Origin of the sequence: Campylobacter sp. CFSAN093238 (assembly GCF_012898015.1) — a bacterium.
Classification (GTDB): Bacteria; Campylobacterota; Campylobacteria; order Campylobacterales; family Campylobacteraceae; genus Campylobacter_D; species Campylobacter_D jejuni.
In genome coordinates this window covers 1560328-1574259 of the sequence record NZ_CP040611.1, presented here as the reverse complement: position 1 = coordinate 1574259, position 13932 = coordinate 1560328, and the positions used below count along the sequence as shown (strand labels likewise).

General features: G+C 29.3%; 13 protein-coding genes and 1 pseudogene. 10 read left to right on the top strand and 4 right to left on the bottom strand.

Features of this window, described 5'->3' with window-relative positions; translation table 11 throughout:
* The first annotated feature begins 53 nt into the window (after positions 1–53).
* The 7 genes from tupB (at position 54) to FBF21_RS07985 (ending at position 7647) form a co-directional block, all read left to right on the top strand.
* Positions 54–740, top strand: coding sequence for a tungstate ABC transporter permease TupB (gene tupB / locus FBF21_RS08015; RefSeq protein WP_002867876.1), 687 nt, complete (start codon positions 54–56; stop codon positions 738–740).
* A gap of 1 nt (position 741) precedes the next feature.
* Positions 742–1737 carry a tungstate ABC transporter ATP-binding protein TupC gene (gene tupC / locus FBF21_RS08010; RefSeq protein ID WP_002867877.1) on the top strand — a complete coding sequence of 332 codons (996 nt, stop codon included), beginning with the start codon at positions 742–744 and terminating at the stop codon, positions 1735–1737.
* A 138-nt stretch (positions 1738–1875) separates the two neighbouring features.
* Entirely contained in the window at positions 1876–3849 is a 1974-nt protein-coding gene (acs, locus tag FBF21_RS08005; RefSeq protein ID WP_002869555.1) for an acetate--CoA ligase, read from the top strand.
* Between the two features lie 81 nt (positions 3850–3930).
* A complete protein-coding gene (gene galU / locus FBF21_RS08000) occupies positions 3931–4755 on the top strand; it encodes a UTP--glucose-1-phosphate uridylyltransferase GalU (RefSeq protein ID WP_002860681.1) in 825 nt (274 codons plus the stop codon).
* Complete coding sequence (locus FBF21_RS07995; protein WP_002860682.1) at positions 4749–5969, top strand: glucose-6-phosphate isomerase; 1221 nt, start codon at positions 4749–4751, stop codon at positions 5967–5969. The genes galU and FBF21_RS07995 overlap by 7 nt, the downstream gene beginning before the upstream one ends.
* A gap of 126 nt (positions 5970–6095) precedes the next feature.
* On the top strand, positions 6096–6545 hold the full coding sequence (locus FBF21_RS07990) for a Dps family protein (protein ID WP_002851546.1): 450 nt from the start codon (positions 6096–6098) through the stop codon (positions 6543–6545).
* 64 nt (positions 6546–6609) lie between these two features.
* A complete protein-coding gene (locus FBF21_RS07985; RefSeq protein ID WP_002886537.1) occupies positions 6610–7647 on the top strand; it encodes an ATP-binding protein in 1038 nt (345 codons plus the stop codon).
* Here the strand turns inward: FBF21_RS07985 and FBF21_RS07980 are convergent.
* From FBF21_RS07980 to coaE, 3 genes are read right to left on the bottom strand one after another with little or no spacing between them, the layout of a single operon-like run.
* Positions 7644–8375, bottom strand: coding sequence for a glucosaminidase domain-containing protein (locus FBF21_RS07980; protein ID WP_002855377.1), 732 nt, complete (start codon positions 8373–8375; stop codon positions 7644–7646). The two genes, FBF21_RS07985 and FBF21_RS07980, sit on opposite strands and share 4 nt — an antisense overlap.
* On the bottom strand, positions 8350–9099 hold the full coding sequence (gene dapF / locus FBF21_RS07975) for a diaminopimelate epimerase (RefSeq protein ID WP_002867218.1): 750 nt from the start codon (positions 9097–9099) through the stop codon (positions 8350–8352). The genes FBF21_RS07980 and dapF overlap by 26 nt, the downstream gene beginning before the upstream one ends.
* Positions 9096–9701 (bottom strand): dephospho-CoA kinase, encoded by a 606-nt coding sequence (gene coaE, locus FBF21_RS07970; RefSeq protein WP_002860686.1) that lies wholly within the window; start codon positions 9699–9701, stop codon positions 9096–9098. The genes dapF and coaE overlap by 4 nt, the downstream gene beginning before the upstream one ends.
* Positions 9702–9761: 60 nt before the next feature.
* Between coaE and purM the strand changes: the two genes are divergently transcribed.
* The 3 genes from purM (at position 9762) to FBF21_RS07955 (ending at position 12178) form a co-directional block, all read left to right on the top strand.
* Positions 9762–10751 carry a phosphoribosylformylglycinamidine cyclo-ligase gene (purM, locus tag FBF21_RS07965; RefSeq protein ID WP_002855427.1) on the top strand — a complete coding sequence of 330 codons (990 nt, stop codon included), beginning with the start codon at positions 9762–9764 and terminating at the stop codon, positions 10749–10751.
* Between the two features lie 210 nt (positions 10752–10961).
* Positions 10962–11303 (top strand): hypothetical protein, encoded by a 342-nt coding sequence (locus FBF21_RS07960; protein ID WP_002886538.1) that lies wholly within the window; start codon positions 10962–10964, stop codon positions 11301–11303.
* Entirely contained in the window at positions 11282–12178 is an 897-nt protein-coding gene (locus FBF21_RS07955; RefSeq protein WP_002886539.1) for a hypothetical protein, read from the top strand. The genes FBF21_RS07960 and FBF21_RS07955 overlap by 22 nt, the downstream gene beginning before the upstream one ends.
* Before the next feature lie 479 nt (positions 12179–12657).
* Here the strand turns inward: FBF21_RS07955 and dcuC are convergent.
* A pseudogene (gene dcuC, locus FBF21_RS07950) lies at positions 12658–13764 on the bottom strand (C4-dicarboxylate transporter DcuC); the annotation flags it as partial.
* Positions 13765–13932 lie beyond the last annotated feature (168 nt).

The window sequence follows — 13932 nt, the reverse complement described above, 5'->3', positions numbered from 1 at the left end:
AAAAATATTTTAGCATAATTATGCTAAAATTACTTATTTTAAAAAGGATATTTTTGGATTATATTTTTGATGGTTTTAAACAGGCTTTATTTTTACTTTTCAATGCTGATGAAAGCGTAATTTCAGCTATAAAAACTACACTTTTAAGCTCAAGTATTTCTATAGTTTTAGCTTTGCTTATAGGTTTTCCTTTGGGATTTATCTTAGGCTTTTTTGATTTTAAAATCAAACGCTTTATAAAACTTATCATAGATACTAGCCTCTCTTTTCCAACAGTTGCAGTAGGACTTATACTTTATGCGCTGATTTCAAGTCGAGGACCTTTGGGAGAATTTGGACTACTTTTTACTATAAAGGCTTTAATTTTAGGGCAGTTTATCTTAGCGCTTCCTATAGTGATCGCACTTTTTTCAAATTTGATAGAAAATATGAATAAAAAACATTTTTTACTTATAAAATCTTTTCACCTAAGTCCTTTAAAACTTGTTTTAACGATGATTTATGAATTACGCTTTGCTTTGATTAGCGTCGTTGCACTAGCTTATGGACGCATTGTAGCAGAAGTAGGAGTAGCGATGATAGTAGGTGGAAATATCAAATACGATACTAGAACCATAACCACAGCTATTTCTCTTGAAACAAACAAAGGCGAATTTGCTAGCGGTATAGCTTTGGCTTTGGTTTTAATTCTCATTGCCTTTTGTTTAAATTTCATCACGCACAAACTCAAAAGAACATAAAATGATAGAAATTTCTAATCTTTTTTTCAACTATCAAAACAAAGAAGTTTTAAAAATCAAAAATTTAAAACTTGATACAAGTAAAATTAGCATCTTAATGGGAGCGAATGGAAGTGGAAAATCTACATTTTTAAGAATATTAAAATTTTTAGAAGGAGATTTTTCAAAAAATATTTCTTATTTTGGAAATTTTAAACCTAATAATAAACAAAAGCGTGAAATTTATTTGCTTTTTCCAGAGCCTATTTTGTTAAATCGTAGTGTAAGGGCAAATTTTTTATTTACCTTAAAAACTTATGGGATTAAAGAAGATATTGAAGAACGCATAAAAGAAAGTTTGATGTTTTTAAATTTAGATGAAAGTCTTTTAAGTAAACATCCTAATGAACTTTCATCAGGACAAAGTCAAAAAATAGCTTTTGCTATAGCTTTAAGCGTAAGAGCGAAGTATTATTTACTTGATGAACCAAGTGCTTTTTTGGATAAAAATACTACACTTTTATTTAAAAAAGCTATTCTTAAAATGCATGAAAATTTCAATACAGGTTTTTTAATCGCAAGTCATGATAAACATTTTTTAGATTCTTTGGCGCAAAAAAAGCTTTATTTACACAGTGGAGAAATTTTAGAATTTGAAAATACTAATGTTTTTGAACTAGAAAATCAAGGTGTGAAATTTTGTAATTTTATAGATTTTAGTAATTGTAAAAAATATAAAGATTTTAAAAAACCTCCAAGTAAAATTGCGATTGATCCTTATAAAATTTCTTTTTTTAATTCTAAAAATATCCCAAAAAATAATTATGATTTTATTTTAGAAAAATGTTATATTATAGCACTTAGAAGTAGGAAAAGTGATGTTTTTATAAGGGTAAGTTGTATGGATAAAATTTTAGAATTTGCCTTAGAAAAACAAGAATTTTTAAAATTCGATTTAAAATTATACGAAGAACTCAGTCTTTATTTTTATGAAGATGCAATATGTTTCTTAAATTAACATACATTATAAAATTTAAATAAAATATTACAAATATTCCCATTTTTTATAAAATTTATATTAATTATTTTTTAAATTTGTATTTAATACAAATAAACTCTTATATAATGTTTAAAAATAACCATATAAGGAGTTTTTATGCTTAATCAAAATAATCAAGAGCTTTTTAAGCCAAGTAAAGAATTTTCTCGTAATGCTCGTATAAAAAATTTATGTGAATACTATGATTTATGCGATGAAGCCAAGGAAGATTTTGAAGGTTTTTGGAAAAGACAAGCACTTGAGAAGATCGAGTGGTTTTCGCCTTTTTCAAGAGTGTTAAATGAGGATAAAGCTCCATTTTATAAATGGTTTGAAGGTGGAACTTTAAATGTAAGTTATCAATGTCTTGATCGTCATATGAAAACAAGACGCAATAAAGCTGCTTTGATTTTTGAAGGTGAAATGGGAGATTATGAAGTTTATACTTATAGAAGATTATTGCATGAAACTTGCAAGGCGGCCAATTTGCTTAAAAAATTCGGAGTAAAAAAAGGCGATAGGGTTGTAATTTATATGCCTATGATTCCAGAAACAGCTATAGTAATGTTAGCTTGCGCAAGGATTGGGGCTATTCATAGTGTAGTATTTGGAGGGTTTTCTCCTGAAGCCTTAAGAGATAGAATTATAGATGCAGGAGCTAAACTTGTAGTAACGGCTGATGGTGCTTTTCGTCGTGGCAAACCTTATATGTTAAAACCTGCAGTAGATAAGGCTTTAAGTGAAGGGTGTGAAAGTGTAGAAAAAGTACTTATAGTTATACGCAATAATGAGCCTATAGAATATATTAAAGGAAGGGACTATGTTTATAACGAACTTGTGAAAAATGAGTCTTATAAGTGTGAACCCGAAATTATGGATAGTGAGGATTTGTTGTTTTTGCTTTACACTTCAGGATCAACAGGCAAGCCAAAAGGAGTTATGCATGCAAGTGCAGGATATATACTTTGGGCACAAATGACTATGGAATGGGTTTTTGATATTAAAGATTATGATAATTATTGGTGTAGTGCTGATGTGGGTTGGATTACAGGACATACTTATGTAGTTTATGGGCCTTTAGCATGTGGAGCAACGACTATAATGCATGAAGGAACTCCTACTTATCCAAATTCTGGGCGTTGGTGGAGAATGATAGAAGAGTATCAAATAAGCAAATTCTACACTTCGCCAACTGCCATAAGAATGCTTCATGCTGATGCACCTAATGAGCCAAGAAAATATGATTTAAGTACGCTTGAAGTGCTTGGAACGGTTGGAGAGCCTATCAATCCTAGTGCTTGGAAGTGGTTTTATGATGAAATAGGGGGAACTAAAAGTCCTATAGTCGATACTTGGTGGCAAACAGAAACAGGTGGGCATATGATCACGCCTTTACCAGGCGCCACTCCTTTAAAACCAGGTTGTGCCACCTTGCCTTTGCCAGGGATTTTTGCAGAAGTTATTGATGAAGAAGGCAATAAAAAAGATGAAGGTGAAGATGGGTTGCTTTGTATAACTAAACCTTGGCCTTCGATGATTCGTGGAATTTGGGGCAATGATGAACGCTATATAGAAAGTTATTTTTCTCAAGCTAAAAAAGATGGAAAAGCTGTATATTTTAGTGGCGATGGTGCTTTTTATGATAAAAATGGTTATATTACCATCACAGGAAGAACAGATGATGTGGTTAATGTTGCAGGACATCGTATAGGAACGGCTGAAATTGAAAGCGCTATTGCTAAACATCCAAGTGTAGCAGAATCAGCTGTAGTGAGTATTTTGGATACGATTAAGGGCGAGTCATTGTTTGCTTTTGTGGTTTTAAGTCCTGCATCCAGTTGTGATCTTGGCGGAGCTATAGAAACTTTAAAAGAACTTAATGACATTTTAAGAGTAGAAATAGGACCTATAGCTAAAATAGAAAAAATTCTTTATACTCCAGATTTGCCAAAAACTAGAAGTGGTAAAATAATGAGAAGAATTTTAAGAACTATAGCAAGAGGTGAAGAAATCAAACAGGATATTTCAACACTTGAAGATTCTAAAGTAGTAGAAACCATTGTTAAATTAGCTAAGGCAGAGTTTGAATAACAAGGTAAAAAGAACTTTGCCTAGTTGCATGAAAATTCATAAAAATAAGCTATAATGATAAAAAAATAAAAGGAAATTTTTATGCTTCAAACTTGTATTTTCCCTGCGGCAGGTTATGGGACGAGATTTTTACCTGCAACAAAAACTTTACCTAAAGAGATGTTACCTATCTTAACCAAGCCTTTGATCCATTATGGAGTTGATGAAGCTTTAGAAGCAGGAATGGAAAATATGGGATTTGTCACAGGGCGTGGAAAAAGAGCTTTGGAGGATTATTTTGATATTTCTTATGAACTTGAACATCAAATTTCAGGTACAAAAAAAGAATACTTACTTGATGAAATTCGCTCTTTGATCAATCGTTGTACCTTTACTTTTACAAGACAAAATCAAATGAAAGGCTTAGGTGATGCGGTTTTAAAAGGTAGACCTTTGGTTGGCGATGAAGCTTTTGGCGTAATTTTGGCTGATGATTTGTGTGTTAATGAAGAAGGCTTAAATGTTATGGCTCAAATGGTAAAAATTTATGAAAAATATCGCTGCACCATCATAGCTGTGATGGAAGTACCAAAAGAGCAAGTTTCAAACTATGGAGTAATTTCTGGAAATTTTGTAGAAGAAAATCTTATCATGGTTAATTCTATGATAGAAAAACCAAGTCCTGATGAAGCTCCAAGTAATCTTGCTATCATAGGAAGATATATTTTAACTCCTGATATTTTTGGAATTTTAGAAAATACTAAAGCGGGAAAAAATGGTGAAGTCCAACTTACTGACGCGCTTTTAACTCAAGCAACCAATGGTATGGTTTTAGCTTATAAATTTCAAGGAAAACGCTTTGATTGTGGAAGTGTAGAAGGCTTTGTAGAAGCGACAAATTATTTTTACGAGAAAAGTAAATGTTAAACAATACACTTTTTTTTAAGCAAAGTGAAATTCACACTATAAGTTCTTATGCAAATCGTATTAATGATGAGGTAAAAAGTGGAGATATAGGGTATTATCATCTTATTGATACAAGTTTGAATTTAATCGATGAGAGTTTGGCTTTTATCAAAGACAAAGAACACATAAAAAATATCGTTTTAGTGGGAATGGGTGGTTCAAGTTGTGGTGTAAAAGCCTTGCGTGATATGCTTTTTAATGAAAAAAGCAACCAAAGAGAACTTTTTATACTCGATAACACAAGTTCACATTCTTTTAATAAGACTTTAGAAAAAATCAAGCTTGAGGAAAGTTTGTTTTTAATCATCAGCAAAACAGGTAGTACTATAGAAGTTGTATCGCTTTTTAAACTTCTTATTGAACATTTTAAACTTGATATGCAAGAATTAAAAAAATACTTTGTTTTTATTACCGATAAGGATTCAAAACTTCATCAAGAAGGTGAAAATTTAGGTATTAAATGCTTTTTTATCCCTGCAAATGTAGGAGGTCGTTTTAGCATACTTTCAGCCGTAGGTATAGTTCCGCTTTGTTTTTGTGGCTATAATGCCAAAGCTCTTTTAGAAGGAGCTAAAGCTTGTTTTGAAGATTTTTTTACTCATAAAAAAGATGAAATTTTACAAAAAGCCTATCATTATTGCACACACAAAAATGCCAATATCAATGTACTTTTTTCATATAGTGATGCTTTTAAAGGCTTTAATGAATGGTATATCCAGCTTATTGCTGAAAGTTTAGGTAAAAAGCAAGGCTATAAACGTATAGGTTTAACTCCTATTGCACTCATTGGAGCAAGAGATCAGCATAGTTTTTTACAACTCATTATGGATGGACCTAAAAATAAAACTGTAACTTTTTTAAAAATCAAAGACGCTCAAAAAGCACCTATTATCCCTGATATTCATTTTAAATTTTTAGATTCTTTAAGTAATAAAGTCAATCTTCACGAACTTTTAAACGCTCAATGTAATGCAACTATGCACGCTTTAATCGCTGAAAATTTGAGTGTTGATGTGATAGAACTTGAAAAACTTGATGCTTGGCATGCGGGATATTTGATGTATTATTATGAACTTTTTACTTCAACTTGCGGTGTTATGCTAGGGATTAACACCTATGATCAACCTGGTGTGGAAGTTGGAAAGTTGATCTTAAAAAATATATTAAATTCTTAATCAAAATTCATTAAAAAAGAGTATAATAATTTTAAGTTAAAATTATAATAAAAATTTTTAATTAATAATAATTATTATTTAAGAATTTTATGTTATAATTTTAAAAATTAAAAAAAGGAGTCAATCATGTCAGTTACAAAACAATTATTACAAATGCAAGCAGATGCTCATCATCTATGGGTTAAATTTCATAATTATCACTGGAATGTAAAAGGTTTGCAATTTTTTTCTATACACGAGTACACAGAAAAAGCTTATGAAGAAATGGCAGAACTTTTTGATAGTTGTGCTGAAAGAGTTTTACAACTTGGCGAAAAAGCTATCACTTGCCAAAAAGTTTTAATGGAAAATGCAAAAAGTCCAAAAGTTGCAAAAGATTGCTTTACTCCGCTTGAAGTCATAGAACTGATCAAACAAGATTATGAATATCTTTTAGCAGAATTTAAAAAACTCAATGAAGCAGCAGAAAAAGAAAGTGATACCACAACAGCTGCTTTTGCGCAAGAAAATATTGCAAAATATGAAAAAAGTCTTTGGATGATAGGTGCTACTTTACAGGGTGCTTGCAAAATGTAATTTAAGGGGCTTTATGCCCCAATTATACAAACTAGGTTATAATATCCTTTTTTAAAGGATAAAATTGAAAGTACTTAATTTTTTTTATGAAAACCACCCTAAATTTGAAGTAAGTTATGAAAGAAAAAATCAAATTTCAAAACCAAATATTATTATAAAAGGCCCACGATTTTGTGGTAAAAAAACACTTATTTTTAATTTTTTATCTCAATTTAAAGTAAGTGAAATTTTGTTTTTAGATTTATATGATACACGCTTTGAAAAACAAAGTTTAGAAAGACTTGCTGATTTTCTGAATGAAAATTTACAAATTAAAATTCTTTGCCTTTATAATTTGGATTTTATCCCTAATTTAGAAAAAATTAAAATTCCCATCATCTTAAGTACAAATATAAAAGATTTAAATATAAATGGGTTTGAAGAACTTGAACTTGATTATTTTGATTTTGAAGAATTTATTAGTGTAAGTAAGAAAAATTTACCTATAAATAATTTAGTAGGTCTTTTTTTGCAAAGTGGACGCAGTAAATTTGGAGAAAAAAACATACTTCTAAGACAAAGCTTTACTCTTTTAGAATTAGAAATTTTAAAGTATTTAGCTTTAAATTTGGGTCAGCAAATCAGTATTTCTAAGATATTTATAGAACTTAAAAAAATATTAAAAACTTCAAAAGATAGTGTTTATCAAGCTATAAAAAAATTAGAAAATACTTATGTGATCTATACTTTAAAACATGATGAAAAAAAACTTCAAAAGATTTATTTTAAAGATTTTGGCCTAAGAAATAATCTTTGTATTTCAAAGGATTTTTCGCATTTATTTGAAAATTTAGTTTTAAGCGAGTTGTTTAAATTTAAAGAAGATTTTTTTTATAACAAATACTTTAACTTTTATAGCCAAATATCTAAAATTGCTTATATTTCAAGTCCAACTTTAGATATTGATTTGATTAAATTACGTGCTAAGAAAATTTTACCAAAGGCTTTAGAACTTGGAATTTTTCATGTGATTTTTATCACTCTTTCAAGCGAGGATAGTTTTTTTGAGCAAGGGGTTAAATTTGAAGTCATATCTTTTGATAAATTTTCACTTGGATTTTAGGTGTTGTTTGAGTTTGTATCGTATTTTTCAAGGTTGTATCGTTTGATGATTTTTGTAATAAGATTGATATAATATCCCTTGCGTTCAGAATAAGAATCTAAAGTTTTAATAGCCTCTAGTCCTGTTATCTCTTTGCCTTCGCTTGCAAATTTAGCTCTTGCATCGCGAAACTTTTCATAAGCAAAATGACGATTTAAATTTAAAACATAAGAGTAAACACTATCTTGCAGACTATCAAAAATCTTAATTTTATGTTTTTTATCTGGATGTCTTAAATCAGGAATTAAACCTTTCTCACCCCAAGTCCATTCTCCAAAAAGATTATTTGCTTCTCTTGCGAAGCGACTTGTACCTGTAGCACTTTCAACTAAAGCTTGGGCTATACCCATGGATTTTGGAATTTTTTGAATACGTTTTTTATATTCTGCAAAATCATAAAGATTTTCAATGCGATATTTGTTTTTTATCGTGATAAGTTTTTCAAGATTTGTTTGATTTGAAGTCCTAAAGCCTGTTTTGTAAGCATCTTTAAAAAAGGCTTCGATAAAAGCTCTTTCTTGTTCAATTTTTTTAAAGCTTTGATCAAACATTTCATTCATTTTTATAAAAAAAATTTGTCTTTTTTGATCTATATCAAGTTTGTAATATTCCTCTCCAAAGCCATTTTTTAGATCATCAGCAAAAAGTGGGATTAGAAAAAGACTAAGAAAAATTATAATTGGCTTCAAAACAATACTTTACCTTTCCTTCAAAAAACAATTCTTCATTTTTATATGTAAACCCAACCTCTTCACCACTTTTAGGAGTTATTTTAACTTTATTTTGTACTTTTTTATTTAAAAATGCCAGATAAAAACAAGCCCCCATTCCTGTGCCACAAGCTAAGGTTTCATCTTCAACTCCGCGTTCATAGGTACGAACTTTTAAATGATTTTCATCTAAAATTTTTACAAAATTAACATTGGCATTATATTTTTGTCTCATTTTTTGACAAAGTATTGTATCAAATTCATCTAAATTTTGACAAAAATGCACTAGATGTGGAACTCCAGTGTCGCAAAGTTGCCAAGTTTTTCCTAATTCTTCAAAAGTATTTTGCACGCTTTTTATTTTGCCTAAAGATACTTCAACTTTATCTTGATTTACCTTTGCTTTTATTATTCCTGCACCGGTTAAAAAACTCATGTTAGGATTTATTTTGTTAATATGATGTGCAAAATGTGCCGCAGCCCTTGAGCCATTGCCACACATAGCAGCCCTTGAGCCATCGTTATTATAAAATTCCCATTCAAAGTCGTATTTTTCATGAGGCAATATCACGATAAAGCCATCCCCACCTATGCCCTCATAACGATTGCAAAGTTCTTTAGCTAAAGCACTTCTATCTTCTTTTCTATCAGCATTTGTTATGACAAAATCATTCCCACTTGCACAATATTTATAAAATTTCACATTTTTCCTTTAGAAATTTCTTGTATTACTTTAACACATTCTTGCCTAAAATCGACATAAGAATTAGTATTTTTAATGATAAAATCTGCTTTTTTAAGTTTTTCTTCAATATCTATTTGAGAATCAAGTCTCACTTTTGCAGCTTCTAAGCTGAGCTTATCTCTTTGCATGATTCTTTTAAGGCTTAATTCTTTAGGTGTGTAAATTACAATGACTTTGCCTAAATTTTCATAAGCACCGCTTTCAAAAAAAAGAGGAATTTCTACAAAAAAAGCTTTATTTTCTTTATCTAGAATTTGCATTTGTTCTAAAATTTTAGCTCGAATTTTAGGATGAGTGAAATTTTCTAAGGTTTTTTTAGCTTCTTTGTTGTTAAAAACAATTTCTCCAAGGATTTTTCTATCGATTTTCTTTTCTTTTGTGAGTAAATTTTTTAAGTTAAAGGGAGAAAAAATCTTTTCAAGTTCTAAAGCATTTTCATCTAAAATTTTATGAGCAATTTTATCTGCGCTAATGCTTTTAAAGCCTAAAGAATTCGCTATTTCTATAAAAGTGCTTTTACCACAAGCAATTGAAGCGGTTACAAAAAAAGCATTTTTCATCTTATGCCTTATTAAAACTTTTTTCGTTAAAATACCTTTTTAGTTCTTAAAGGAAAATAAATGAAAATTTCATATGAAGATGCAGGCGTAAGTATAGATAATGGAAATGCCTTTGTAGAGGCTATAAAACCTTTGGTTAAAGAAACTTTTAATGATAATGTTGTAGGCGGAATTGGTTCTTTTGCTGGTGCTTTTAGAATGCCAAGTGGTTTTAAAAAGCCTGTGATTTTAGGTGCAACAGATGGTGTTGGTACCAAGCTTCGCTTGGCAATTGATGCTAAAAAATATGATACTATAGGGCAAGATTTAGTAGCAATGTGTGTGAATGATTTGATTTGTAATTTTGCTACGCCTTTGTTTTTCCTAGATTATTATGCTACAGCCAAGCTCGAAGTAGAAGTAGCAAAGGCTGTTGTATCAGGCATTGCCAAGGGATGTAAGATGGCAAATTGTGCATTAATCGGCGGAGAAACTGCTGAAATGCCTGGAATGTATGCAAAAGATGATTTTGATCTTGCGGGTTTTGCAGTGGGTATGGCTGAAGAAGATGAGATCGATAGAAGTAAATTTGTTAAAAATGGTGATATTTTATTGGCACTTCCTAGTTCAGGACTTCATTCAAATGGTTATTCTTTAGCTAGAAAAGTACTTTTTGAAAGTTTAAAATTAAAATTTGATGACAAGATAGAGGGTAAAAATTTAATTGATATTTTGTTAGAACCTACAAGGATTTATGTGCGTGATTTTCTTACACTAAAGCCTTATATCAGTGCTCTAGCTCATATTACAGGGGGTGGTTTAGTAGAAAATTTACCACGCGTTTTGCCTCGTGGTATGGGTGCAACTATACGCAAACATCATCTTAAAACTCCTGAAATTTTTTATACTATAGGACAGGCTGTAGAAGAAAGCGAAATGTATAGAAGCTTTAACATGGGAGTGGGTTTAGTAATGGTTGTAGATCCTTCTAATGTAAGTAAGGTTTTAGAAAATTCAGATGCCTTTATTATCGGCGAAATTTGCATTAATGAAGGTATTGTTTTAGAGTGAAAACAAATTATTATGATTATTTATGTGCTAAAATGTATGTAATTTTGCCCATAAAAGCCCATAAAGACAAACTAAAATTTTATCTTTCTTATGTAAATAAGAAAGATAAAATTTTTAGAGTTAATGTGTGGAAGTGGGCGGTTTTGATAAAAATTGCCAAAGATGATAAAACGAAATATTTTTGTTCGAATGTATTAAATAAAGGGTAAAATGCACAATTTAAATGAAGCTTTGTTTCAAAAAAAGATAAAAGAAATTCGCTTAAAAGCAATAGCGAGTATTATTTGTGGGTTTTTAGGTATCATTCCTTATCTTGGAGTTTTATTTGTTCTTGCGAGTTGGATTTTATTTTTTATTGTGCTTTATGATTTAAAAATCTATGGTGGTGCTAAAAATTTGTTTAAGAATTTCCTTATTAGTGTAGGGATTGGATTTTTTGGTATTCTTGTTAATACAAGTATTTTATTTGCAATGCTAAAGCCTAGAACTGGCATTTTTGGTGGGCTTTATTTTAATCAAGATAATATTTTATGGCTATTGCTATATTTTTAGTATTACATTTTGCTATTTTGGCTTTAATTTTTCCTTTTTTGAAAGCTTTTTACTATGAAATTGCTAGAACAACAAAGCAAAAGTATTTCACTTATGCTTTTAATACCTTTTATTTAGGGCTTCTTACTTTGATTATCGGCATAGGCTTGGTGTTTTTGCTAGCAAGTTTGGTTTTTTGGATTTTAGCGTGGGTCAAATTTAAAGAATTTGATGAGCAAGAACTTTCAAATTTAGAAGAAAGATTGGCAAAAGCACAAAAAAAGGTTTTTGATTTTGATTTAAAATGGATTAAAATCACAATGGCTTCATTTATAATTTTAAACTTGCTCGTTTTAACATTTTCGTTTATATTAGAAGTTATTAGCTTTGAAGATTTTAGGTTTTACTACACAAAAAAAACTTTATTTTACACAGCCATAATCCTAGCTTTGCTTAGTGTGTTTTTGTTTTGTAAAAAGATAAAAAATTACAAACTTTTTATTTATTTTTTCATATGGCAAGGTTTAAGTGTTTTTGGTAGTCATCTTCTTTTTATTCCTGATTTTATGGTAGATCAACAAATTGTATATGGAAGTTTAAACATAATATTAAGTCTATGCTATATTATTTTTGCTTTTTTATTTTTTAAAATTTTGATTCAAATTACAAAGGAAAAACTTTTTTATCTTATTTTTGCATTTTATGTTTGCATAGAAATTTTGATAATATTAATTTTCTTTATTTTTATGATGGTTGATAACTATTATATATTTACAAAAAGTCCTATAAAGATGCTCATAGATAATTATAAATTACTTTTTCAAGTTGTTTATTTCGTTTCATTTTTAATTGTTTGGCTTATGCTTAAAGGACAAAAAAATGTAAAAATATGTTAGAATGATGAAAAAATACTATTTTACGTAGATGTTTATTAGGATATATTCGTATGTCTTAAAGCTCTTTATGGGGTGTTAAGTAATTATAATATTTAAAAATTAAAAAATATATAGTTTATCCACATCTTCTAAAAATTTGATCATCTCTTTTTTCATTTTTTAGAGCTAGAAAACATATGAGTGAAATTGCTTTAAAGTTAGTTAGAGCAGTTGATACTAAATATTTTGATAAGAAATTTAAATAGATTGATTTTACTTAAATTAAAGACTTTTTGCCTCGTGATACAAAATTAAGTGATGAATTTTTAGTTAAATTGATATTAAATATGAAAAAATTATAAATATTAATACTTTTTCAAATTAATAGTAAATATAGAGGGTTTGATTTTTTCACAAAAGATTTGGATAGAACTTGCAAAAAACTTTCTTCAATATTTATACTTTTAAATTTTGATGCAAATCCTATTCAATATAGCATTGGCAAAATAAACTAAAAAGCTTAAAATAGCTATACTCAAAAGAATTCCAAACCATGCAAAATTTCCTGTTCCAAGATTTGAAACCGCGTTAGTAAGGATATTAACTCCACCAAGTGCTTTAATGCCTTTAGCACATACTCCAGCGGCGATGATTATGCTTACGACTGAGATAAAAATTTCAGCCATAGCCTTTTAAAATCACCATCATATCTTCGCCTAATTTTCTAGCATTTCTGTGTCTTGCAAATTCAACAAGAAAAACTAAAGAAATTCTTACAAAATTTGCTATCACAACATCGAGCTTGATAGTAAAAAAATACGCTATAAATAAAAATATAACAGGTAACCAAGGAAAGAGTGTGTAAAAAGTAGGGCATTTAGGATCAATGATTTGCGGAATTTCAACTTCATCATTTAAAACACCTTTTTCTTTATCTCTTTTATCAATCCAAGCAAAATAAAAAGGAATCAAGATGGCAATAATTACAACATAGGTAATCACACTATAAATTTGGTAATTTAAAAAAAGCCCTACGACATTATCACTTTGTCCTACCATATCTGCCATATTGATTGAATTTCCATCTTTTGGATCATAATCAAGTGCAATTAAAGAAAGCGCACATACAGTTGTAATAGGACGGATTTTAAGTGAGATTAAAACAGGATACATACATGCTAACAAAAGCAAAAGCAATTCAGCATAGCTAGAAATGACGATTTTTAAAGCCATTCCAACAACAAAAGTTCCACTTAAAATTAAGTATTTATTTTTTGATTTTTCCTGAGGGTTTATTTGCTAAAAAAGCAAGTTTTGCCGAAGCATTGATATGTTTCATGTAAGCAGTAAAGCCTGCCACACTCATGATAATAAGCCCTGCTCCAGAAAGCTGACTTTTAAAAGTTGCTGTGATAAAAGATAACTATCAAGTAAAACATTTAAAAGCTTGTATGTTCTCTACTTGGAGCTTTTGGTATAGGTGTTCCTGTGATATAAAAAGCAAAAATAAGCAAGATAATACCTGAAAGAAAAAATACAAAAATGGGATTGTATTTTTTGAGTATATCATAAAAATTAGCATAGGGTCTCTTGAATTTACAATAAATTGGATTTTATCTAAATTTTTAAATAAAAAATATTTTTTATTTAAAAATTACTTGTTTTTTGTATTATAAAATTAACATATATAGTTTGGTTACTGAAAAGTTTATGTTTGTTTAAAAAAATGATTTTTGTATTATAATTATACACAAATCATAAATATTAAAAAGGAT